General features: G+C 48.5%; 22 protein-coding genes, 1 pseudogene and 1 riboswitch. Of the genes and pseudogenes, 5 read left to right on the top strand and 18 right to left on the bottom strand.

The annotated features are described in order from the left end of the window. Nucleotides 1–272 precede the first annotated feature (272 nt). Nucleotides 273–461, top strand: a complete 189-nt coding sequence (gene rpmB / locus KNQ15_RS00585) for a 50S ribosomal protein L28 (protein WP_023468758.1) — start codon at nucleotides 273–275, stop codon at nucleotides 459–461. Nucleotides 462–601: 140 nt separating this feature from the next. Then, complete coding sequence (locus tag KNQ15_RS00580; RefSeq protein ID WP_214727102.1) at nucleotides 602–2,005, top strand: amino acid permease; 1,404 nt, start codon at nucleotides 602–604, stop codon at nucleotides 2,003–2,005. A gap of 53 nt (nucleotides 2,006–2,058) precedes the next feature. On the opposite strand, the gene KNQ15_RS00575 is transcribed toward KNQ15_RS00580, so the two are convergent. The 13 genes and pseudogenes from KNQ15_RS00575 to gmk all read right to left on the bottom strand — a co-directional run bounded on the left by KNQ15_RS00575 (nucleotide 2,059) and on the right by gmk (nucleotide 14,807). Beyond that, nucleotides 2,059–2,661: a thiamine diphosphokinase gene (locus tag KNQ15_RS00575; RefSeq protein ID WP_214727100.1), complete on the bottom strand. Its 603-nt coding sequence runs from the start codon at nucleotides 2,659–2,661 to the stop codon at nucleotides 2,059–2,061. Between the two features lies 1 nt (nucleotide 2,662). Further along, on the bottom strand, nucleotides 2,663–3,223 hold the full coding sequence (gene thiT, locus KNQ15_RS00570; RefSeq protein WP_214727098.1) for an energy-coupled thiamine transporter ThiT: 561 nt from the start codon (nucleotides 3,221–3,223) through the stop codon (nucleotides 2,663–2,665). 61 nt (nucleotides 3,224–3,284) lie between these two features. Beyond that, nucleotides 3,285–3,394, bottom strand: a riboswitch (TPP riboswitch). 22 nt (nucleotides 3,395–3,416) lie between these two features. Next, entirely contained in the window at nucleotides 3,417–4,073 is a 657-nt protein-coding gene (rpe, locus tag KNQ15_RS00565) for a ribulose-phosphate 3-epimerase (RefSeq protein WP_214727096.1), read from the bottom strand. 2 nt (nucleotides 4,074–4,075) lie between these two features. Next, nucleotides 4,076–4,981 carry a ribosome small subunit-dependent GTPase A gene (gene rsgA / locus KNQ15_RS00560; protein WP_214727094.1) on the bottom strand — a complete coding sequence of 302 codons (906 nt, stop codon included), beginning with the start codon at nucleotides 4,979–4,981 and terminating at the stop codon, nucleotides 4,076–4,078. A 25-nt stretch (nucleotides 4,982–5,006) separates the two neighbouring features. Beyond that, on the bottom strand, nucleotides 5,007–6,941 hold the full coding sequence (gene pknB / locus KNQ15_RS00555) for a Stk1 family PASTA domain-containing Ser/Thr kinase (protein ID WP_214727082.1): 1,935 nt from the start codon (nucleotides 6,939–6,941) through the stop codon (nucleotides 5,007–5,009). Nucleotides 6,942–6,943: 2 nt separating this feature from the next. After that, complete coding sequence (locus KNQ15_RS00550) at nucleotides 6,944–7,678, bottom strand: Stp1/IreP family PP2C-type Ser/Thr phosphatase (RefSeq protein WP_214727080.1); 735 nt, start codon at nucleotides 7,676–7,678, stop codon at nucleotides 6,944–6,946. An 18-nt stretch (nucleotides 7,679–7,696) separates the two neighbouring features. Then, nucleotides 7,697–9,028, bottom strand: a complete 1,332-nt coding sequence (gene rsmB / locus KNQ15_RS00545) for a 16S rRNA (cytosine(967)-C(5))-methyltransferase RsmB (RefSeq protein WP_029342110.1) — start codon at nucleotides 9,026–9,028, stop codon at nucleotides 7,697–7,699. Further along, complete coding sequence (gene fmt / locus KNQ15_RS00540; protein WP_353048881.1) at nucleotides 9,025–9,945, bottom strand: methionyl-tRNA formyltransferase; 921 nt, start codon at nucleotides 9,943–9,945, stop codon at nucleotides 9,025–9,027. The genes rsmB and fmt overlap by 4 nt, the downstream gene beginning before the upstream one ends. Before the next feature lie 24 nt (nucleotides 9,946–9,969). Then, nucleotides 9,970–10,407: pseudogene (gene def, locus KNQ15_RS17000) on the bottom strand (peptide deformylase); the annotation flags it as partial. A 9-nt stretch (nucleotides 10,408–10,416) separates the two neighbouring features. Further along, nucleotides 10,417–12,741 carry a primosomal protein N' gene (priA, locus tag KNQ15_RS00535; protein ID WP_214727077.1) on the bottom strand — a complete coding sequence of 775 codons (2,325 nt, stop codon included), beginning with the start codon at nucleotides 12,739–12,741 and terminating at the stop codon, nucleotides 10,417–10,419. Beyond that, nucleotides 12,738–13,928 carry a bifunctional phosphopantothenoylcysteine decarboxylase/phosphopantothenate--cysteine ligase CoaBC gene (coaBC, locus tag KNQ15_RS00530; protein ID WP_214727076.1) on the bottom strand — a complete coding sequence of 397 codons (1,191 nt, stop codon included), beginning with the start codon at nucleotides 13,926–13,928 and terminating at the stop codon, nucleotides 12,738–12,740. Before coaBC ends, priA begins: the two co-directional genes overlap by 4 nt. A gap of 56 nt (nucleotides 13,929–13,984) precedes the next feature. Continuing rightward, nucleotides 13,985–14,188, bottom strand: a complete 204-nt coding sequence (rpoZ, locus tag KNQ15_RS00525) for a DNA-directed RNA polymerase subunit omega (RefSeq protein WP_029342114.1) — start codon at nucleotides 14,186–14,188, stop codon at nucleotides 13,985–13,987. A gap of 1 nt (nucleotide 14,189) precedes the next feature. Further along, nucleotides 14,190–14,807, bottom strand: coding sequence for a guanylate kinase (gmk, locus tag KNQ15_RS00520; protein WP_174316772.1), 618 nt, complete (start codon nucleotides 14,805–14,807; stop codon nucleotides 14,190–14,192). Between the two features lie 168 nt (nucleotides 14,808–14,975). On the opposite strand from gmk, the gene KNQ15_RS00515 reads away from it, so the two are divergent. Beyond that, a complete protein-coding gene (locus KNQ15_RS00515) occupies nucleotides 14,976–16,667 on the top strand; it encodes an Rqc2 family fibronectin-binding protein (protein ID WP_214727069.1) in 1,692 nt (563 codons plus the stop codon). Nucleotides 16,668–16,730: 63 nt separating this feature from the next. On the opposite strand, the gene KNQ15_RS00510 is transcribed toward KNQ15_RS00515, so the two are convergent. From KNQ15_RS00510 to KNQ15_RS00495, 4 genes are all read right to left on the bottom strand, one after another. Beyond that, a complete protein-coding gene (locus KNQ15_RS00510) occupies nucleotides 16,731–17,642 on the bottom strand; it encodes an FUSC family protein (RefSeq protein WP_214727067.1) in 912 nt (303 codons plus the stop codon). Then, a complete protein-coding gene (locus KNQ15_RS00505; RefSeq protein WP_214727065.1) occupies nucleotides 17,639–18,541 on the bottom strand; it encodes a DUF4097 family beta strand repeat-containing protein in 903 nt (300 codons plus the stop codon). Before KNQ15_RS00505 ends, KNQ15_RS00510 begins: the two co-directional genes overlap by 4 nt. 205 nt (nucleotides 18,542–18,746) lie before the next feature. Then, on the bottom strand, nucleotides 18,747–19,436 hold the full coding sequence (locus KNQ15_RS00500; RefSeq protein WP_214727063.1) for a metal-dependent hydrolase: 690 nt from the start codon (nucleotides 19,434–19,436) through the stop codon (nucleotides 18,747–18,749). Nucleotides 19,437–19,455: 19 nt separating this feature from the next. Continuing rightward, nucleotides 19,456–19,770, bottom strand: coding sequence for a winged helix-turn-helix transcriptional regulator (locus KNQ15_RS00495; RefSeq protein ID WP_023468777.1), 315 nt, complete (start codon nucleotides 19,768–19,770; stop codon nucleotides 19,456–19,458). 104 nt (nucleotides 19,771–19,874) lie between these two features. On the opposite strand from KNQ15_RS00495, the gene KNQ15_RS00490 reads away from it, so the two are divergent. Both KNQ15_RS00490 and KNQ15_RS00485 read left to right on the top strand, forming a co-directional pair. Next, nucleotides 19,875–20,366 (top strand): lactoylglutathione lyase family protein, encoded by a 492-nt coding sequence (locus tag KNQ15_RS00490; RefSeq protein WP_023468778.1) that lies wholly within the window; start codon nucleotides 19,875–19,877, stop codon nucleotides 20,364–20,366. 2 nt (nucleotides 20,367–20,368) lie between these two features. Further along, nucleotides 20,369–21,340, top strand: a complete 972-nt coding sequence (locus KNQ15_RS00485) for a zinc-binding dehydrogenase (protein WP_214727061.1) — start codon at nucleotides 20,369–20,371, stop codon at nucleotides 21,338–21,340. 110 nt (nucleotides 21,341–21,450) lie between these two features. Here the strand turns inward: KNQ15_RS00485 and KNQ15_RS00480 are convergent, their stop codons facing one another. After that, nucleotides 21,451–22,260, bottom strand: a complete 810-nt coding sequence (locus KNQ15_RS00480; protein WP_214727059.1) for a GNAT family N-acetyltransferase — start codon at nucleotides 22,258–22,260, stop codon at nucleotides 21,451–21,453. Nucleotides 22,261–22,270 lie beyond the last annotated feature (10 nt).

Here is a 22,270-nt window from a genome sequence, read left to right as displayed (position 1 = left end):
CCTTTGAATATTGTATTCTTCTCATAATTCTACTATAAGGACCTACTATTGAAAAGTCGCCGTACTGACTATACAATGAATAAGTGAAAAATAGTAGCGGTCAAATGAACTTTTACCATCATCCTCATCCATTATTTTAAATTTCGAGGTTGTCTGTCAAGTTTTTTTCTTGTCAGCTACTTTTTTTATGTTGCAACCGCCCTGACACCATGCTAAGATAGCAAAGTGTCTATTAGGACGAACGCAAAACAACATAAAAGGAGGCGGAACGCATGGCACGTAAATGCTACGTTACTGGGAAATCGCCAAAGTCGGGTAACAACCGTTCACACGCATTGAACAAAACAAAACGTACTTGGGGAGTCAACGTACAAAAAGTACGTATCCTCGTCGACGGTAAGCCGAAAAAGGTTTGGGTTTCAGCTCGAGCTCTTAAATCAGGTAAAGTCGAACGCGTATAAGGCGCAACCACCGGATGGGAATCTTCCCTTCCGGTTTTTTTATACCCTCATTTATTTTTCTCATAAACTAATTGTCGCTTTTATTGAAAACGCTTACAATAGGAACGTACTTTATTTTGTCAGAATTGGGGGAAGTCATCATGCAACTCAAGCGAGAGATGACGAGTCGACACCTGTTCATGATCTCACTCGGGGGAATCATCGGGACAGGCTTATTTTTAGGGTCAGGGTTAACGATTTCACAAGCAGGACCTCTCGGGGCGGTCCTCAGTTACATCGTGGGTGGGACCATCATGTATCTGACGATGTTATGTCTAGGGGAATTAGCGGTCTATATGCCGGTCTCGGGGTCCTTCCAGACCTATACGACCCGCTTCATCGGACCAGGAATTGGCTTTGCCGTCGGTTGGATTTATTGGCTCGGCTGGGCCGTGACGGTCGCACTCGAAATCACGGCAGCTGGCAGTTTGATGGACCGCTGGTTTCCGAATGTACCCGTCGTTGTCTGGTGTACCGTCTTTACGGTCTTACTGTTCGGTCTGAATGCCGTCTCAGCCAAAGCATTCGGTGAAGCCGAATTCTGGTTCTCGAGTTTGAAGGTCCTCGCGATCCTTTTCTTCATCATTCTAGGTGGCGCTGCTTGGTTCGGCTGGTTACCGATGGAAGCAGATCGTCCAACCTCGTTATTCGCGAACTTTACGGCAAGCGGTTGGTTTCCAAACGGGATTCTTGGCGTCTTGACGACGATGATTGCTGTCAACTTCGCCTTCCAAGGAACGGAATTGATCGGTGTTGCGGCTGGGGAGTCCGACACGCCAGAAAAATCGATTCCAAAAGCCATCCGGAATACAGTCTGGCGTACGTTCATCTTCTTCGTCTTATCGATTACGATCGTTGGTGCATTAATCCCGTATGAGACGGCTGGAGGAATCAGCAGCCCGTTCATCATGGTCTTTGATGCGATCGGTATCCCGTACGCTGCTGATTTGATGAACATCGTCGTCTTGACAGCGTTATTATCCGTCGGAAACTCCGGATTATATGCGGCGACCCGGATGTTATGGGCGATGGCGCAAGAAGGGATGATTTCAAAGAAATTATCTTACGTCAATGCACGTGGTGTGCCGATGCGCGCTTTACTCTTTACGATGATGTTTGCGATGTTATCGCTCCTGACCGCGTTTTTCGCAGAGGATACCGTCTTTATTTGGCTCTTGTCCTTAGCCGGACTTGGCGCTCAAGTCGGCTGGATTTCCATCTCTGCTTCTCAGCTCGCATTTCGTCGTCAGTTTTTACGAAACGGACACGATTTATCCGAATTAAAATTCAAGACACCACTCTATCCAGTGTTACCGTTGATATCGTTGACGCTAAACGTCGTTGTCCTCGTCAGTCTAGCGTTTCAAGCGGATCAACGAATCGCGCTATACATCGGTGTTCCTTTCTTCCTTGTCATGTGGGGAAGTTATCATCTCTTCGTCAAAGGAAAACATCTATCCGCTCAAAGTGACATCCGTGTCGCCCCTTCTCAACTCGAAGAATAATTTCATATGAAAGAGGCCGCGGAATCATCCACGACCTCTTTCCTATGATTGTTCTATTCCTTAAGCGTCCGCATCATCAATAGTTCTCCTTGATGGAGCTCTACCTTCGCTTCTGACGCACGCCATTCATTACTGACCGTCAAGGAACCTCCGACGGGTACTGGATGGGCATCCAGTGGATATTTGACTCCGGATAAGCTTAAGGTCGACGGCACAAGTGGAATGAAAGAAAGATAATGATAGCTCCTTGCTTCGACTGCATACGTTCCCGCTGCCAAGTATCGCACCTCTTCTCGTTTCGTGACAAGTCGCGCCTCTGGATATTGCTTCAACAAATAGACATTTTGAACAGTCATGTCAAGCCTTCCACCTGTCGCCCCGATAATGATGATCTCTTCATGCTGTTCCCTCTCAGACACTGTACGAAGGGCAAGTTCAAGATCCGTCTCATCTTTCTCAGCCGGATGAACGATTGCCCCTTCAGGTACATAACCAAGTGAATCGAAATCACCGATTGTCATATCACAGGTCAGCCCAAACGATTCGACCGTCTGAACACCACCGTCGACACCGACGATGAAATCACCCGGCTGACAAAACGTCCGTAAATCCGGCACTTCTTCTTGCGGACCGGCACAGACGAGAATCGCCCGCATCTCAGACACCTCGTGCCGAATAACGTAGTAAGCGTGGCGCAGTCGTGAATAGAATTCCTGCTACGATTCCACATAAGATGTAAGAAGGAACCATATACGTTGCGTTATAGACAAAAGAGTATTCCACGACTGGACCTTTTGCATACTTGGCAAAGAAGACGATTCCGCTGATGACATGACAAATATAGCGGAGCCCTGCTCCTAATAACGTCGCAAGGAGAACGAACGCCATTAAGCTTTTCTTTTGTCCATTGCGCGCGGCTTGTCTGACTTGACGTGCGAACAGACCACTTAATCCGACGACACCATACGCAATCGTATAGTCAAGCATCGGTTGAACGATCGTCAAGACTTGTGGAGCGAACATCAATTGAATCGTACCGACAAGCGCTCCCGTGACGACACCCCCGATGACACCGTGGCGAAATGCCATGACGAAGATCGGTAGCATCGCTAAGCTAATGGAGCCTCCTTGTGGCATTTTGAATGGAATCAGTAAATCAAAGACGACTCCGAGACTGGCGAAGATGGCAATTTCCATCATCATTTGTAACCGTTTCATGCTATTTTTCCTCCTTCATTGTACGAGAGGACGCAAAAAGGCAGTACGACGAACGCCGTACTGCCTGCGTGCGCCACATCCCTACGTCCGTTTGAACGGAACAGGTTCGAAGGGTTAAAGTCTAAAAGACTCCTCTCAGCCGCTTTTCAAGCGACACCCCTTGCGGTCATCATATTTCGTTTTCTCGTCTTTATTATACGGCAGCCCCTTGACGAATGCTAGTGATCGCCTTTGCATAATCTGGTGCATTGTAGATTGCTGATCCTGCGACAAGAACGTTCGCACCGTTATCAATACAAAGTTTTGCCGTTTCCGGATTGACGCCACCATCAATCTCGATTTCGAATGTCAGACCACGATCTGCCTTCATTTGCGCAAGTGAAGCGAGTTTCGGCATGACACTCTCGATGAATGCCTGTCCACCAAAGCCCGGATTGACCGTCATCAATAAGACCATGTCGACGTCCTCAAGAACGTGTTCAATCGTTGATAACGGCGTATGCGGATTTAAGACGACCCCTGCCTTTGCGCCCGCTGCTTTGATTTGTTGCAAGACGCGATGGACATGATTCGTTGCTTCGACGTGGAATGTCACGATGTCTGCCCCTGCCTTGACGAAATCTTCGACGAAACGTTCGGGTTGATCAATCATCAAATGGACGTCAAGGACCATATCCGTCTTTTGACGTAAACTGCTAAGCACAGGTAATCCAAATGAGATGTTCGGTACGAACTGACCATCCATGACATCAAAATGGATATAGTCCGCTCCTGCCGCTTCGACTGCTTTAACATCACGCTCGAGATTCGCAAAATCTGCTGATAAGATAGATGGTGCAATTTTAATCATCTTCAATACCTCCGGGCTCGATTCTTGATTTCGTCTATAAACATACCATAGTTCTCATAACGAGAGGACATGATTTCTCGTGCTTCGACAGCTTCTTTGACGGCACAACCGGGTTCATTCAAATGCAAACAACCTCGGTATTTGCAATCATCTTGTACAGCTACGAATTCTGGGAAACTCCATCGTACATCCTCGATTTCCATTTCATACGGAAAATCAAGGTTCGAGAACCCTGGCGTATCGGCGATCAATCCTTCCGCAAGCGGCATCAACGTGACGTGTCGTGTCGTATGGCGGCCACGTCCCAGTGATTTCGAGATCGCACTCGTTTCTAAATCAAGAGAGGGCTCCAGTGCATTGAGCAATGAACTTTTCCCAACACCGGATTGTCCCGCGAGAACGCTCGTTTTTCCAGCAAGTAACGGACGGACTTGCTCAACACCCGTCAATGTCTCACTTGATGTCTCGATGACTGTATATCCAATTTTTCGATAAGCGGCAATGGCGTCTCGGACAGCCGGTCCTTTGACATCGTCCAGCAAATCCATCTTCGTCAACAGGATGACAGGTTGAATTTCCTTCGCTTCGATCAAGACGAGAAATCGGTCGAGCAAGTGCGCTGAAAAATCAGGTTCTGCCGCCGAAACGACCAGCAATGCCTGATCGATATTCGCGACTGGAGGGCGTACTAAAAAGTTGTCCCGCTCCTTCACTTCGAGAATATACCCGGTCTCACTTTCGATATGAAGAACGACCTCGTCTCCGACGACTGGACTGATACCGCGTTTTCGGAAATTCCCTCTTGCTCTTGAACGAACCTCTCCTTCTGGTGTCATGACATCATAAAAGCCGCCCTGCAGACGTATGATCGTTCCTTCTCGATTCTCTTCGATGCGTTGTTCCGTCATCCTATGCACTCCTTTTTCATCACATTCATTGTGCGTCTTTTGCTTGGTTGTACGTGATGGTTTTTGAACGATACACCGTATCGTCTTTATAAATCGTAATTTTTCCTTCTTCTCCCGGATCGATCGTCACCGGTACGTCGAATGTCTCATCTTGATCAATCGATTCCTCGATGACGGTCCGCTTCCCTTTCGCGTCTTCCGTCTCAATCCGGATGACTTGTTTCGGCGGTTCCTCGTCCTCATTCTCGCTGACCGCATCATAGACGACCTTTTCAGGGAACGTTGCCGTCACCGTTTTTTCTTCCTCACCTTTAGAGATGAAGACGGTCACAGAGTCGTTTGGTTCGACTTGTGCTCCTGCTTGTGGGAATTGACGAATGACTTGATCGAGCTTGACGTCACTTGAAAATTCTTGTTCAAACGTGCCGTCGAGACCCATTTCATCGAGATACGCTTTCGCTTCATCACTCGATAAGTTCGTCAAGTCTTTCAATTCAAAGGACGACGTTCCTTCCGAGACAGTGATCGTAATCGTCTGTTCTTTTGCAATCACTTCCGTTCCAGCAGAGATCGATTGCCGGATCACATTACCTCGCTCGATTTCATCCGACTTTTCACGTTCGACCTCGACTTTTGCGAATCCAGCCTCTTTTAATGTGGCAATCGCCTCTTTTTCAGCGTCATCTGTCACATCTGGTACTTCGACCGGCGCACTACCTGTAGAGACGACCAAGTTGACTGTTGAGCCTTTCTTGACTTGTGCGTTTTCACGCGGTGTCTGACTGATGACATCGCCTTCCTCGACTGTATCGCTATTTCGTTCTGTCGTCTCAACAACGAATCCTAGTTTCTCAAGCTTCGTTTCCGCTTCGTCTCCATCCGTCTTGACGACAGATGGTACGGTGACCGTTGGATCTGGCCACATCGCAAACGTCGTAGCCGCTCCACCGAGTAAAACGAGCAATAAGAGAACGATCCACCAGCGTTTTTTCTTTTTCTTTTCCGGTGTTTTCGGTTGAACAGTCGTGACGGCGGGTGATTCTGGTTCCGCTTTTGATTCTTCTGGCACTTGGACGGGTGACAAGACCATCGTCTTTTCCATCTCATCCTCTTCTGCACCTCGAATGCCTTCACTTGCCCGTTCGTCAGACAACGCCGTCACCATATCTGCCTTAAAGGCTGCGACGGACTGTTGGCGGTCATGCGGTGCTTTCGCGAGCGCCTGCATGATACAGTTCTCAAGCGCTTGTGGCACTTTCGGATTCAAGACGGATGGGCGACGCGGTGTATCTTGCAGATGCTTCAGCGCAATCGCGACCGGTGAATCCCCTTCGAACGGTACTTGTCCTGTCACAAGTTCGTATAAGACAGCACCAAGTGAATAGATATCCGACTTCTCATCCGCAAATTTACCTTTTGCTTGTTCCGGTGAAAAGTAATGCACGGACCCAAGAACGGACATCGTATGCGTCAGCGTCGCATTCGACATCGCCACAGCAATTCCGAAATCCGTTACTTTGACGGTACCATCTTCTCGAATCAACATGTTTTGCGGTTTAATATCGCGATGGATAATCCGGTGTGCATGGGCGTGATCGATTGCATCACAAATTTGAGCGATGATATCAACTGCCTGCGGCACAGGTAATGCTTGATTTTCACAAAATGTTTTTAATGTCATACCATCGATATACTCCATGACGATGTAATAGATGGCATCTTCTTCGCCTACATCATAGACGGCAACGATGTTTGGATGATTCAAGCTGGTAGCAGCATGTGCTTCACGTTCGAATCGACGAATGAATTGTTCGTCATGCGAAAATTCAGTTCGTAAAATCTTAATGGCAACATGACGCTTTAAAATCTCATCATAGGCTTGATAGACATTCGCCATCCCGCCACTTCCAACTAGCCGTTCTATGCGGTAGCGGTCATTTAATCGATCTCCGTATCGCATATTCAGACCCTCTTTCTTTCTTTGAACCGGATGGCGGCAATCGTAATGTTATCTGCGCCTCCTCGAGCATTCGCTTCTTTCACCAATCGTCCGACGATCTCATCAAGCGGCTCATCCTGTAAGATGATCTGTTCGATGACATCATCTGGCACTTCATCGGTCAACCCGTCACTACAGACGAGGACGAGGTCATAGTCTGGAGCATCTCTGACTTGAATGTCGACTTCGACCGTTTCGTTCGAGCCGACCGACCGTGTGATGACATTCTTACGTGGATGATTTTCGACTTCCTCATCCGAAAGTTCTCCCATTTGTCGTAACATATTGACGTATGAATGATCATCCGTCAATTGTTTTAACACCGTACCTTCAAGGGCATAGACCCTACTATCTCCAACATGACCGATGACGAGCAAATCCTCGACCCAGCAGACACAGGCAATGGTCGTTCCGACGATCGCAAGTTGCTCTTCTTTTGAAAACTGAAGAATCCGGGCATTCGCCTCGGCTACACGTTGTTCTATCCATTCAGACAATTCCATCGGACGATTTGGCATGAGTAAAAAGGATGCTTCAAATACCTCGCGAACGATCGCACTTGCGATATCGCCAGCAGCATGACCTCCCATACCATCCGCAACGACGGCAAGACCACGTTCGGCGTTCCCGACGAGTAATACCGTATCCTCATTTTTAGTCCTGACTTTCCCAGTAGTCGAAAGGTGAGCTAACTCCATGACAGTCCTCCGTTCGTGTCAATCTTCTCGTTTTTTAAACGCGGCAATATAGAAGCCGTCCGTTCCAACTGTCGTCGGTAACAACTTGAGTTCTGCTCGATCCCCGATCAGATGTCGCACGGATTCTGGCATGCGTGCCGCGAAGGATGTGTCAAAATCGAACCCTTGATCGAGAATGAACGCTGTCTGCTCCTCGTTTTCTGTCGGATCAATCGTACAAGTCGAATAGACGAAGGTTCCACCCTTTTTAACGAGTGGTAAGACAGCTGTCAGAATATCTCGTTGGATTTTCGGCAGTTGCTCGAGCTGTTCCGGACGTTTCGTCCATTTGATATCTGGTTTTCTCCGAATGACACCGAGTCCTGAACAAGGTGCGTCAACAAGAATTCGATCAAAAGATTCTACTTCAAAGCGTTCCCCTGCTTTACGTGCATCTAACGCTTCTGCTTGAACAGTCGTAAGACCTAATCGTGTCGCTTGCTGTTCAATCAGTTTAATCTTATGTGGATGAAGATCAAGTGCCTGTAGTGTACCCGTCGTCAAACCTTCAGCAATGTGCATCGCTTTCCCACCAGGTGCAGCACAGCTGTCGAGTACATGATCAGATGCTTCTGCACCAAGTGCACGAGCGACAAGCATCGAGCTCTCATCCTGCAAAGATAGGTATCCGCGATTGATCAAATCGGTTTTTTGAACGCTTCCTCGTTCGATTTCGAGACCGTCTGGCGCTACCGTAGATGGTTTTGCCGTCACACCTTGGTCGAGTAGAAGCTCGATCGCTTCCTCTCGCGTCGTCTTCGTCCGATTGATACGAACCGTGACCGGTGCAGGCGTGTTATTCAATTGACAGATCTGAAGCGTTTCTTCCGGACCAAACAGTTCAAGCCAGCGTTCGACGAGCCACTGCGGGTGACTCGTTTCGATACTGATCCGTTTTGCAACAGGCTCAATCTCAGCGAAATGAGGCATTCCCGCCCGTAATACATTCCGGAGCACTCCGTTGACGACTTTCGAGACATGGACTTTTCCACGTTTTTTAGCAATCTCAACAGCTTCATGGATGACGGCATGATCCGGTACACGATCAAGATAAAACAACTGATACACACTCATCCGTAACAACGGACGCATGAACGGATCAAGTTTTTTCTGTTTTGCTAAATATGGCTCCAAAATGTAATCAAGCGTCAACTCACGACTGAGCGTTCCGTAGACGAGTTCCGTGAACAAACCGACATCTGACGCTGAGATGGCACGCTTTTCAAGCATCTGGTGAACGGTGATTGTCGAGAAGGCACCACCTTGACCGATTTTCATCAGTGTCGTTACTGCTGCGTCGCGTACATTCATGCGTTCTCACCTACTTGTTGTCCGAGTTCAAGCGATTGACCGATCCCGCGCATGAACGTGGCACCATCCATTCGTTTTTTACCGGACGGTTGTAAGTCGATCAGCTTCAACGCTGTTTCAGAACCCGTTGCGATGACGGGACCATCTGCTTCTAAAGCGATGATTTCACCCGGTCGTCCCGTTCCTTTAACTTTCGTTGCGAAAAAGACTTTTAAACGATCATTTCCAAGCATCGTATACGTACTTGGGAAAGGATTCATTCCTCGGATTTGATCATAGAGTGTCTCACCCGGTAACGTAAAATCAAGCCGTTCCCGTTCCCGTGAGATATTCGGCGCAAACGTCGCTTCTGCCTCGACTTGCGCTTCCGGTGTCAATTTACCTGCTAACAGACGCGGCAACGTTTCAAGCAACAGCCGCGCTCCTGCGTCCGCTAATTTTTCGAACATCGTTCCGACTGTATCGTTCTCTTCGATCGGAACGATGATTTTTGACAACATATCACCGGCGTCAAGTCGATCGACCATATACATGATCGTCACGCCTGTCTCTTTTTCACCATCGATGATTGCTTGATGAATCGGTGCACCGCCACGATATTTCGGTAGGAGTGACGCATGGACGTTGATCGCCCCAAAACGTGGTGCTTCCAAAATCGCCGTCGGTACGATCTGACCGTAAGCTGCCGTGATGATGAGATCCGGTTTTAAGTCGAGAACCTCTTGGTAATCCTCTCGAATCCGTTTCGGTTGCAACACGGGAATACCGTGTTCCATCGCAACGAGTTTAACAGGTGTCGGTTTGACTTCCCGTTTTCGTCCGACCGGCTTATCTGGTTGCGAGACGACACCGACGACGTCATACCCGGCATCGATCACTTCACGTAGCGTTCCTGCCGCAAACTCAGGTGTCCCCATGAAGACGACGCGCGGCTTTTCTTGCTCGACGAGTTTATCCGTGAACAGGACACCGTCTAAATGATCCATCTCGTGCTGGATCGCACGTGCAAAAAAGCCGTTTGCTTTGATTTTGACCGTCCGTCCAAGACGATCTTGCGACTTGACGACGATGCGGTCGAACCGTTCGACCGGTCCGAAAACACCTGGCATGCTGAGACATCCTTCGTCATCAATCTGTGAACCATCGGCTTCGATGATTTCCGGATTGATCAGCTCAATCGGTCCTGTCTCATCATCCGTATGGACGACCGCTACACGGATCGGTTGATTGATTTGCGGTGCCGCTAAGCCGACACCATCATATTCATACATCGTATCGAACATCCGGTCGATCATCTTACCAAGTTTTTTATCGAACTTCGTGACAGGTTCACACACCTGTCGTAATACGTCATTAGGTACTTCTACTACTTTATACATACAGACACCTCACATGAATACAAATGGATTCAAGTCGATCGCGACTTGTGTTTTTGACTTTTGACGACGGGCTAAGATATCACGGAGATGTGTCCGGACATCTTCCTGCCCTTTATGTTTAATTAAGATCTGTTGTCGGTACATATTCTTCAGTCGGGCAAGTGGCGCATCGAACGGTCCATTGACGACTAAGTCCTCGGATTCGAAAGCCCGCAGCTCGGAAGCAATCTGTTGCGCTTCTGCTTGTGCTTCGAGTGGATGTGTCGCTGAGACCGTGATTAAACCAAGGAACCAGAATGGAGGGTGTCCCCCGAGTTTGCGCAACTGCATCTCGCGCTTATAGAACGTTTCGAAATCATGCTGTTTTGCCGTCTGAATGACGTAGTGCTCCGGATTATAGGTCTGGATGATCGACTGCCCGGCGAGTTGCCCCCGCCCGGCACGACCCGACACTTGCGTGATCAACTGGAACGTTCGCTCACTTGCCCGAAAATCCGGAATACCGAGCGTCGCATCGGCAGCGAGCACCCCTACGAGCGTGACATTTGGAAAGTCGAGACCTTTGGCGATCATCTGTGTCCCGAGAAGAATGTTCCCTTCCTTACGCTCGAAGGCATCGAGTAACTTCTCATGTGCACCTTTACGAGACGTCGTATCCTGATCCATCCGGATAATGCGCGCTTCCGGAATCAAATGCGCCAACTCTTCCTCGATCTTTTGCGTCCCCGTTCCGAACTGACGAATCTTCGTAGATTCACAGGACGGACAAGTTTTCGGCATCGCTGCCTCGAATCCACAATAGTGGCACTTCAAGCGATCTTCGTGCTGATGATACGTTAAATTAACGGCACAATGTGGACATTGCAACGTCTCACCGCAATCCCGACATAAGACGAATGTCGTGTACCCACGACGGTTCAAAAGCAAGACCGTCTGTTCGCCGCGCTCGATTCGTTCTTTGATGCCTTCGATGAGTGCAAGACTGAACGGAGTACGATTGCCTCGTTCAAGCTCTTTACGCATATCAACGATGTCGACAGGCGGTAATTCCCCACCGAATCGTTCGCGAAGCGGTAAGTACCGATAAACCCCTTTTTGTGCCCGTGCATACGTCTCAAGTAATGGTGTTGCACTTCCGAGCACGACAGGACAACGGTGATAGGCCGCCCGCCACTTCGCGACATCGCGCGTATGATAGCGCGGATTCTCTTCTTGTTTATAAGTTGTTTCATGTTCTTCATCGAGAATGATGATTCCGATATTCGTCAGCGGCGCAAACACAGCGGACCGTGCACCGACGACGACATCGACCTCGCCTTGTGCGATTTTGCGCCACTCATCATACTTTTCTCCGAGCGATAGACCGCTATGCAAGACAGCGACCCGTTCTCCGAAACGACGTTTGAACCGTTTGACCATCATCGGCGTCAGACTGATTTCAGGGACGAGCAAGATCGCTTGTCTACCGCGTTCGAGTTGTGCATGAATCGATTCAAGATAGACTTCCGTCTTACCACTTCCTGTTACGCCATGTAACAAAAATGTTCCCGTCTCAGCTTCAGCCGTAATCGCCGAGACAGCTTCCTGTTGTTTTTCCGTCAAAGAGGACGGCACAAAGATGTCTTGGACGAGATGTTCGTAAGGATTTCGCCGTACATCAATCGTCTCGACTTCAATGATGCTTTTTTTCTCGAGGGCGTTCAACGTCGCGCTCGTTGCGCCCGTCGCCTGCTTGATTTCACTCCAAAGCGCATTCGGAAATTCTTGGATATACGCATACAGTGCCGCTTGTTGGCTTGCTTGTTTCGTAAAAGTTGCCTGTTCCTCTAGGAGACGAATCCGTTTATCCGTCTTAGACGTCTTTTTCTCGCGAATGACCGGTTGAAGCGTCACGTCAGCGTGTTTCGCCGCTGTTAAGATGATTTGTTGGACTTCTGTTGGTAATTGACTCATTTTCTTACCATGATATGCCCGAAGTGGGCCCGTCTCGACTATGACCAGTTTATCATAACTCACCTTTAAGGCAGCCGGCAGCATCGCAAGCAATGCCGTCGCCTGAAAACACAATGTCGTTTCCGATAGATAAGCCGACAGCTCGAGCAATTCCTGCGTATAAGTCGGAGTCTCATCTAAGACACGAACGATTGATTTGACATTCGTCAGATCAGAGGTAGCTTTCGTTCCGACGACAATTCCAAGCAACGCCCGTGGACCAAATGGTACCTCGACGCGCATCCCGGGAACGATCAGCTCCTGCCAAAGTTCCGGCACGGCATAATCAAACGGACGATCGACGGTTGCTGCTGCGACATCGACGATGACTTCGGCTATCATGCCAATGCCTCCGCAAATTGGCGCATGAGCGATTTAGCGAGCGTCGATTTCAATTGTTGATCGTATCGCGTGACGGAATCATTCTTCCCGAAGACGACAACCTCGTTTTCGTCGCTGACAAATCCGATGTCAGAACGAGAGACATCATTCGCGACGATGAAATCCGCCTTCTTTCGGATGAGTTTCTGTTTCGCGAACGTCTCGACATCCGTCGTCTCCGCTGCAAATCCGACTAATAGCTGGTGTCGTTTCTGCTCACCGAGCGTCTTCAGAATATCCGTCGTCTCCTCGAGTTCAATCCGCAATGGTCCGTGAATTTTCTTTTGCTTCTGATCGTACTGGACAGACGGTCGATAGTCAGCTACGGCAGCGGACATGATGACGATGTCTTGCGTCTCATAGTCACGTAACATGGCTGCAAGCATCTCTTGTCCTGATTCAACAGCAATCGTCGATATGCCGGTCGGTAATCCGATCCGAAGGGGTCCATGGACGAGCGTGACATCTGCTCCTGCGTCTCTCGCTGCTTCCGCAAGTGCAATTCCTGTCTTTCCTGAAGAGTCATTCGTCAAGTAACGGACCGGATCAATCCGTTCAACTGTCGGACCTGCACTGATCAAGACTTTTCGCCCGGCTAAATACTTATCTTCAAAGAACGTTGAGAGTGTTGCGACTAAGTCTTCCGGTTCAGGTAAACGACCTTTCCCGACCCAACCACATGCGAGATTTCCGACTCCCGGTGCAATCACCTGGACACCATCCTGCTTGAGTTGTTCGATATTGCGGACTGTCGCCGGATGTTCGAGCATGTTGACATTCATCGCCGGTGCGACGATGACGGGACACGTTGCCGCGAGGATCGTTGTCGTAATGAAGTCATCTGCGATCCCGTGTGCGAGTTTTGCGATCAAGTTCGCTGTCGCTGGTGCGACGACGATTAAGTCCGCTTCGTCCGCTAAATCGATATGGGCGATCTTTGACGGATCATGCTCGATGAAGACATCATCATAGACCGCTTTTCGCGTCAGTGCTTCAAACGTCGTCTTACCGACGAATTGTTGTGCATTACGCGTCATTGCAACTTGGACGTGTGCCCCTGCTTGAACGAGTTTTGAAGCGAGTGCTGCTGATTTATAGGAAGCGATTCCACCGCCGACACACAGTAGAATGTTTCGGTTGGTTAACATGTAGGTGTCCTCCTTATTGAAAAAAACAGCCACGATGACAAGTGGCTGCTTCAAAATTAGTCTTGCGGTTGGTTCGTGACGGATACTTCTTCGAAATAAAGCTCTTCTAAAGCTTTCCCGACCGGTTTATGCGATTTTGGGTTCGTGACTTTCACGCGTTTCCCGTCTTGGATTTGACGTGCACGCTTTGCGGCAACTGTAACGATCGTATATTTCGACGGTACTTTCTTTTGAAGCTTATCAACTGATGGATATAACATATCACTTAACCTCCATGGCTTTTTTATATAGGGACGCGACACGTTCCCGACTGCAATGTTCCGCTGTGACGATCGCTTGAATTCGATCACAGGCTTTATGAATTTCGTCGTTCGTCACGACATAGTCATACGCATCCATCATCTCGATCTCTTCCTTAGCGACGAGAAGACGTTGCTTGATGACTTCCTCCGATTCCGTTCCACGCCCTACGAGGCGGTTCCGCAATTCTTGGAGGCTTGGAGGTGCAAGGAATAAGAAGACAGCTTCCGGAAAATGTTCTTTGACCTGCATGGCCCCTTGAACTTCGATTTCGAGAATGACGTCTTTTCCTTCATCTAGGATCTGGTTCACCCACTCGACAGGTGTTCCATAATAATTCCCTACGAATTCAGCATATTCCAAGAGTTGATTGTTCGCAATCATCTCTTCGAATTCTTCACGCGATTTAAAGAAATAGTGAACACCATCTACTTCTCCTTCGCGCGGTTGGCGCGTCGTACAGGATACCGAGTAATGCAGATCATTATCCTGATCTTCGCGCAAGGCACGACAGACCGTTCCCTTTCCGACACCACTTGGACCAGATAATACGAGTAATAAGCCACGCTCTTTGAAAATCACTTCAAAACCCCTCCATCTCACAAACTTCACATTGTTTCATATTAGCAGTAGAGACGGGAAGTTCGCAAGTCATCTTTTTTAGCTCGACTGCTTTATCATACCATAACGATGCCATTTCTGTTACCTTTAGAAAGTGAGAACGAAATCAAGAAAGAAGGTAATCGTATGGCTTTTGACGGATTGATGACGACACGTGTCGTCGAAGAACTCCAACCACTCGTCGGAGGACGGATCAACAAGGTATACCAACCTTACACATTGGATTTAGTATTCCAGGTCCGGGCCGAGCGAAAAAACGTACTGTTGCTCGCCTCTGCGAATGCCATGTATGCACGGATGCACATTACATCGGAAACAGTCAGCAACCCGAGTGAACCTCCGCTCTTTTGCATGATGCTACGCAAACATGTCGAAGGTGGATTCATCGAATCAATCGAACAACTCGAACGTGACCGAATCATCGTCTTACGCGTCCGGTCACGGAACGAACTCGGTGATGAGGAAGCGAAAAAAATCTATGTCGAGTTGATGGGACGTCACTCGAACATTATTTTGACCGATGGACAAGATAAGATTCTCGATGCGATCAAACACTTGCCACTCAGTCAAAATACCTTCCGGACGATCATGCCGGGCATGACCTATCAACTTCCACCAGCACAAGATAAAGTTGATCCGCTTACGGGAGATATCGAAAAGGCGCTTCACCGGATTGACTGGAACGCTGGGAAACTCGATCGCCAGTTACTTGGTCTGTTCAGTGGTCTATCCCCGCAAATCGCAAAAGAGATCGTGACACGGGCAGGTCTTGCCAACCGGACAAATCTTGCATCTGCTTTTCAAGATGTCCTGAAGGAACTCGATGGTCCTTATGTGTTGCAACGAATGGAAGGCGGAAAGGAACGCTTCGCCCCCGTCCGCTTAACGGAAGGATCCATCATCGATGAGAAGACGTTCGAGACGAGTGGTCAAGTCCTCGATGCGTTCTTCCATCAAAAGGCGAATCGTGATCGTGTCAAACAACAAGCAGCTGATCTTGAACGGTTCATCAAGAGTGAATATGATAAAAATATTCTAAAACGCTCGAAACTCGAAAAAGATTTAGAAGCGACGCTACGGATGGATGAGTGGAAACATAAAGGGGAATTACTGACGACCTATCTGTATCAGCTCGAACGTGGGATGAAGGAAGCGACAGTCGTCGATTACTATGACCCAGACGGCGCTGAGATCACGATTTCGCTCGACCCTCGCTTTTCACCGAATGAGAACGCGCAACGTTACTACAAACGGTATAACAAATTAAAAACCGCCAAAGTCGAAGTCGCGCGTCAGCTCGAGAAGAACCAAGCTGAGATTGCATATTTTGAAGGTTTGCTTGCACAGCTCGACGTCGCTTCCCCGGAAGACATTCGGGAAATGCGCGAGGAACTCGTCGAAGAAGGTTATCTGCGCGAACGACAAAAGAAGAAAAAGAAACCACAGCTCCCACAACTCGAAGCATACCGTTCTTCGACTGGTCTTCCATTCTTCGTCGGAAAGAACAATAAACAAAATGATTACGCGACGTTCAAGTTCGGTCGACGGTCCGATACGTGGCTACACACGAAGGATATCCCGGGATCGCACGTCATCATTCAAAGTGATGCACCGGACGAGACGACGTTGAAGGAAGCAGCGATCGTCGCGGCTTATTTCTCGAAAGCACGTGAGTCGAGCCAAGTCCCGGTCGACTTCACGGAACTACGTTATGTCAAAAAACCGAGTGGTGCAAAACCCGGATTCGTCATCTATACGGATCAAACGACGCTTTACGTCACACCTGATCCAGATGTCGTCCAATCCTTACGTCAATGACTCTACACAAAAAAGCGCTGTTTTTCCTAAATATTACTTAGGAGAAACAGCGCTTTTTCATCGTTACTTCATTTTTTCTAACTGTTCCCGGTAATCGAGCAAATGCCCATGGATGATATCCTTCGCCTCGCTTAATTCTTGATCGAATGAGAACATCGCCTGTTTTCGTTCGTGGGAGAAGATGACATCGTAATGATGGCTGAGCAAGAAATCAATTTCCTGACCGAGCGTCTTTTCCTGTTCTTCTGTCATCGGGATATCCCGATGACTGGCAATGCTTTCAAGCAAGACGAGCAACTTGTCTTCAAGATCGACAAGCTCCTTCAGTCGAATGAACGCTTCACTTTGACCGCTCGCCACTAGTGGATATTTTTGATCCTCTTGGAGCATCAACATCATTTCCTCATGCTTGAGAATTTGTTTACGGACAGTAAGCAAGCGTCCATCATCTTGCACAAGGCTGCGCCAATCTTCCATCAACTGTTGCGTCGTTTTTTTGACGAGTAACAGTAAGCGGTCTTCATAATGTGGTGGGAAGACGATGTAATTGACAAGGACGGCAGATAATACCCCAACGACAGTCAGCAACGACCGTGATAAGGCATAGTGGACGTAGTCGGCGGTCGGGCTCTCGAACATCAACACAATTGCAAAAGCAGCGAACGTCGACATATCCGTTCGTCCAATCATCGAATTGAGGACGAGCGAGACGACGACGGCGAGTCCGATCGTCAGTGGATTGGCGCCAAGTGTCGCAACGATGGCGAGTCCACACATCAGTCCAAGTACCGTTCCGAAAATCCGATTGAAGACGATTTTGAACGACCGATGAATCGTCGGTTGCATCGCAACGATTGCCGCGACGGCTCCCATGCCTGAATAAATACCGAAGATATACCAAGAGATGCTGAGGGCAAGAGCTACCGCGATGCCGGTCTTGATCGTCCGAAGCCCAATCCGAAACTTTAATTTCACTCGAGCGTCACCTGCCCGACTTCACTATTGACTGTCACTTCCGGTTTTTCTTGTTTCGACAGTTCATAAATCGTCTCATCCTTATTCTTTTGTTTTGTATATCGGTCAGAGGCTTTAACATCGCCTCCCGTGTCAATCGTAATCGTACCGGCTGCTTTGTTTGGTTTTAGCTTTGTCGCGCCGTCAATCGTTGTGACGTCGAGACTCAACTTCGCCATGTAGTCTGATAGAGAGACACTCTCGCCTGTCACCTGCGCATGGACGGCATCCATTTCCTTGACGGTAATCGCACGTGTTGCATTCAGTGTAATCTCATCACCTTTTACTTTATCGAGACTCATCGCTTCTCCGTCCATCTCGATCGTTTTTGCGTAGATGCCCATTCCTTTCAGTGTACCGGCATCGGCATCGACACGGTTCATATAACTTGGTAATCCCACTTGAATCGTGTAGTCTGCTGTTTTTTCGCTCGGACGATTGCCAAGTCGAGACAGCCAACCATCTCGTCCTGTCACCGTCACCGTATTCGTCGATGTACTGATTTTCAGTCGTTTTCCACTCGACGCACTATCGACGAGTTTGATTTGGACGTTTCCGTCTGTGCTTCGAACAAATTGTACCGTTGCGTGCGGTGCCTCGATGGCAAGAGATTTATAACGATTCGTCGTTTTGAATGTTTCGCCGCGCGATAACAATTCCGTTGAGACGAGCAATGTGATCGAATAGATGACAACAAGTCCGAGAATGACACCACCATATAAATAAAGCGGTCGCTTCACTGGTCCTTTTTCTCCAATCCGGTTCAACCGTGCATCCATCTTTTGTTTTTGTTTATTTTTTAAGCGTGTGAACGACGATTGTTTTCGTTTCCGCACACTCCTACTGTTATGCTCTTCCATGTCAGCCCCTCCATCTCATGTCTACCATTATTCCGAATATCTGAATCGGCTGTCAACAGCCCCCTTCTTATCATAGAAGAAGTTCACCGTTTCGCCATCGGGCGGAAGAAGGAAGCGTCATCGGATGAACCACTGACATTCAAGAAGAATAATCGACAAAAAGGAGAGGAACATTGACGTTTCCTCTCCTGTGTTTAAGAACGGATTATAATTCGAGTGACTCGCCGATTGCGAGTGGATGACCAGATTGACCTTGCGCTTCAATCTTTTCACAGAATGCGTTCGCATCTTGTTTGATTAAATCAAATGTATCGTAGTGGATTGGTACGACGGCTTTCGCTTGCAACATATCTGCAGCGATCAACGCATCATCCGGACCCATCGTGAAGTTATCACCAATCGGTAAGAAGGCTAAATCGATTTCATGATGGGCGCCATAAAGGGCTAAATCCCCGAACAGTGCCGTATCGCCTGCATGATAGATTTCTTTGCCTTCGATCGTCAGCAAGAATCCAGCCGGCATCCCCATATACATAATCGTCTGTTTTTCCTCATCGATGATGCTCGACGAGTGGAATGCCTGTGTCATCTTCACTTTACCAAACGGGAATTCAAACTGTCCGCCGAGATTCATCGGATGAACGTTAAGCCCTTTGAAACTCAGATACGTCGCCAGTTCATGAGTAGCAATGATTGTAGCTCCCGTGGCTTTCGCGATTCGCTCTGCATCAAGCATATGATCGGCATGGGCATGGGTTAACAAAATAAAATCTGCCTTGACGTCATCTGGATTCGTCGTCGCTTTTTCATTACCGCTAAAGAATGGATCGATGACGAGATGGTGACCATTCGTTTCAATCGTTACTGTTGACTGTCCATGATAAATTAGCTTCATCTAGTTCACTGCCTCTCGATTAGGATTCGGATAATTGATTCCCTTCCCCCCATGCGCATAAACCTTTCATGGCTGGTTGCAGTGTAAATGCCGCTTCTGTCAATTTGTATTCGACGTGTAAGACGGCTTCATCATACTCAATCCGCTCAATCATTCCGAGACGTTCGAGTTCTTTTAACTGATCAGTCAAGACTTTCCGAGAAATCCCGGGAATGGCACGTTGTAACTCTAAAAAACGTTTCGGACCGTTCTCTAACGTGCAATATAATTGTGGACGCCATTTTCCGCCGATGATGGCGAGCGCCCGATTGACCGGAAATTGTTCTGTCGACATGTTGTTCTCTCCTCCAGAGTAGTTACTTCAAAGTGCGTACTATGCAATCGAGTGTAGCGTAAGTTAGAGTATGCGTAAATCATTTTGCAAAAGGAGTGTTAAGCATGACGTATCCACGTAATTTTTCGCACATCGGTCTTTCTGTACCGAATCTCGACGAAGCCGTCCGTTTTTATCAAGAGGTGATGGGCTGGTATATCATTATGGAACCATCTGATGTCCTCGAAGATGATTCTGCCATCGGTGTCATGTGTACGGATGTCTTTGGTGCAGGATGGAACAAATTCCGGATTGCTCACATGGCGACAGGTGACCGTATCGGAATCGAGTTGTTCGAGTTCCCGAACAATGAACAACCCGAGAACAATTTCGAATTCTGGAAAACAGGGATCTTCCATTATGCGATCCAAGACCCAGACGTCGAAGGACTCGTCGAAAAAATCGTCGCCCACGGCGGCAAACAGCGGATGCCGATCCGCGAATACTACCCTGGAGACAAGCCGTATCGGATGGTCTACTGTGAGGATCCATTCGGTAACCTCGTCGAAATCTACTCTCACTCCTATGAACTCACGTATTCGGAAGGAGCGTATTAAACATGAAAGCATGGTTAAATCACTCAGGTACAGCCATTGATCAATGGACATTCGAAGAGGTCGAAACGCCAACGCCAGGAGAAGGACAAGCTTTGATTCGCGTCAAGACCGTCGCGTTGAATCCCGTCGATTATAAGGCGACCAACAATCCAGCTTGGACGTTCCCGCATATTCCGGGCGTTGACCTAGCCGGTGTCGTCGAACAAATCGGACCAGGCGCAGAAGTAAAAGTCGGGGATCGTGTAGCGATTCATACGAACCTGCAACGCGATGGTGCTTTTGCTGAATATGCGCTCGTCGATACACGTGCCCTCGCGCTGATTCCGGAAGACGTCTCATTCGCTGAAGCCGCTGCGATTCTTTGCGCAGGTATGACAGCTTATGAAGCTATCGTCCAAAAGATGAACACGACAGGAAAAGAGACGATCCTCATTCATGCTGGTGCAGGTGGTGTTGGTGGCATCGGCATTCAACTCGCGAAACGCCTTGGTCTTTCGGTCGCAACGACTGCTTCGACGGAAAACCACGAGTGGGTCAAGCGACTCGGTGCCGATCTTGCCATTGACTACAAAAAAGAAAATGTCACGGATGTCATTCGAGACTGGACGAACGGTCGCGGTGCTGACTTGATTTTCAATACAGTCGGTCGTGACGAAGCAACAGCAGATCTCGGACGTCTTGCTTTCTCGGGGCAGCTCGCCTTCATCGCTGGTGGTCCCGATCAGTCCGTCGTCAAGCCGTTCACGCTCTCCCCTTCGATCCATGAAGTGGCACTCGCGGCTGCTTATGCCAGCGAAGATGACCGTGCGATCCGAAACCTCGGTCATATGGCAAGCGAGTTATTAAAACTCGTCGCAGCGAAAGAACTCGATCCACTCGTTACAGAAGAGATTCCAGCAGCTGACATCGTCAAAGGATTGCAACGTTTATCTGAACGCCACGTCCGTGGTAAAATCATCGCTACATTCAATTGATTTCTCAGTTTGACATGAAACAGCCGATCGTCCTATTTGATAAAAGGATGATCGGCTGTTTTTGTACATATCAATGTCTAGCCATGTCCAATATACAAGCGGCTCGATATTCACCGGTAGCGCTCTTGTTTCTTGATATGTAAGGATCGTCCGACCAACTCGAAACCGACATGCTGATAGATTTTATTCGCTGTCTGGTTCGACCAATCGGTATAGAGCGTCACGACCGGATAAGACTGTAGTAGATGTTCAGATAGTTTGGCGACGAGATAAGAGGCATACCCATTTCCACGCAGTTCTTTTGGTGTATAGACGTAAGAAATCGTAATCCCAGTTTGCGTCGGCCGCGTCGCCGCCGCCATCGCGACAAGCATATCTCCACGAAACAATCCGAACAAGCTTCCTTGGTGGATGTGGCGCGTCATCGACTGATGGAGTTGTGCAAGCTGTCGCTCGGAAGGACGCGGTTCGACTTCATATAAAAATCCGGACGCAAACGCTAAGGCTTGTTGTCTTTCATCGTCCGAAATCGGTCGGAAGACGACGTTTTCCGGAACATCTGGCATCTTGACCTTCGTCAGTGCATACATCCCCTGTTCCATATATACTTCATACATGGAATGTGGAAGTAAAAGCGGTGCTAAGATGACCTGTTCTCCGACGAATCCTGGACTGTCCAGAATTCGCGCAAGCTTTCGGATCCCTTCTTGCGAGAACACATCCCCTGCGACGATGGCTTGCTCGGGTATCGTTTGCAATATGACGAGACGATGATCGCCTTCTTGTGCCGTTGCCATCAAGAGCGGTTCATCCCCACGTTCTAATATGCCAAGAATCAACTGATGGGTATCCGGACGTTCAAGCAAAAACGGGAGGACGACCTTTTTGAACTGTTCATAATCACGATAATGCGTCACCATAGTCGACGAC

It is taken from the genome of Exiguobacterium sp. s168 (genome assembly GCF_018619035.1).
In the GTDB taxonomy this organism is placed as follows: Bacteria; Bacillota; Bacilli; order Exiguobacteriales; family Exiguobacteriaceae; genus Exiguobacterium_A; species Exiguobacterium_A acetylicum.
This window is presented reverse-complemented; position numbering and strand designations above follow the sequence as displayed.

What these genes read in the sequence shown, in the direction of transcription:
- priA (WP_214727077.1), bottom strand. Translation starts at nt 12,741, where the DNA reads ATGATAGCCGAAGTCATCGTCGATGTCGCAGCAGCAACCGTCGATCGT.
- KNQ15_RS00515 (WP_214727069.1), top strand. Translation starts at nt 14,976, where the DNA reads ATGGCTTTTGACGGATTGATGACGACACGTGTCGTCGAAGAACTCCAA.
- KNQ15_RS00575 (WP_214727100.1), bottom strand. Translation starts at nt 2,661, where the DNA reads ATGCGGGCGATTCTCGTCTGTGCCGGTCCGCAAGAAGAAGTGCCGGAT.
- KNQ15_RS00505 (WP_214727065.1), bottom strand. Translation starts at nt 18,541, where the DNA reads ATGGAAGAGCATAACAGTAGGAGTGTGCGGAAACGAAAACAATCGTCG.
- coaBC (WP_214727076.1), bottom strand. Translation starts at nt 13,928, where the DNA reads ATGTTAACCAACCGAAACATTCTACTGTGTGTCGGCGGTGGAATCGCT.
- rsgA (WP_214727094.1), bottom strand. Translation starts at nt 4,981, where the DNA reads ATGACGGAACAACGCATCGAAGAGAATCGAGAAGGAACGATCATACGT.
- fmt (WP_353048881.1), bottom strand. Translation starts at nt 9,945, where the DNA reads ATGGGGACACCTGAGTTTGCGGCAGGAACGCTACGTGAAGTGATCGAT.
- pknB (WP_214727082.1), bottom strand. Translation starts at nt 6,941, where the DNA reads ATGCGATACGGAGATCGATTAAATGACCGCTACCGCATAGAACGGCTA.
- rpoZ (WP_029342114.1), bottom strand. Translation starts at nt 14,188, where the DNA reads ATGTTATATCCATCAGTTGATAAGCTTCAAAAGAAAGTACCGTCGAAA.
- KNQ15_RS00490 (WP_023468778.1), top strand. Translation starts at nt 19,875, where the DNA reads ATGACGTATCCACGTAATTTTTCGCACATCGGTCTTTCTGTACCGAAT.
- KNQ15_RS00480 (WP_214727059.1), bottom strand. Translation starts at nt 22,260, where the DNA reads ATGGTGACGCATTATCGTGATTATGAACAGTTCAAAAAGGTCGTCCTC.
- rpe (WP_214727096.1), bottom strand. Translation starts at nt 4,073, where the DNA reads ATGATTAAAATTGCACCATCTATCTTATCAGCAGATTTTGCGAATCTC.
- KNQ15_RS00485 (WP_214727061.1), top strand. Translation starts at nt 20,369, where the DNA reads ATGAAAGCATGGTTAAATCACTCAGGTACAGCCATTGATCAATGGACA.
- rpmB (WP_023468758.1), top strand. Translation starts at nt 273, where the DNA reads ATGGCACGTAAATGCTACGTTACTGGGAAATCGCCAAAGTCGGGTAAC.
- KNQ15_RS00495 (WP_023468777.1), bottom strand. Translation starts at nt 19,770, where the DNA reads ATGTCGACAGAACAATTTCCGGTCAATCGGGCGCTCGCCATCATCGGC.
- KNQ15_RS00550 (WP_214727080.1), bottom strand. Translation starts at nt 7,678, where the DNA reads ATGGAGTTAGCTCACCTTTCGACTACTGGGAAAGTCAGGACTAAAAAT.
- thiT (WP_214727098.1), bottom strand. Translation starts at nt 3,223, where the DNA reads ATGAAACGGTTACAAATGATGATGGAAATTGCCATCTTCGCCAGTCTC.
- KNQ15_RS00580 (WP_214727102.1), top strand. Translation starts at nt 602, where the DNA reads ATGCAACTCAAGCGAGAGATGACGAGTCGACACCTGTTCATGATCTCA.
- rsmB (WP_029342110.1), bottom strand. Translation starts at nt 9,028, where the DNA reads ATGAATGTACGCGACGCAGCAGTAACGACACTGATGAAAATCGGTCAA.
- KNQ15_RS00500 (WP_214727063.1), bottom strand. Translation starts at nt 19,436, where the DNA reads ATGAAGCTAATTTATCATGGACAGTCAACAGTAACGATTGAAACGAAT.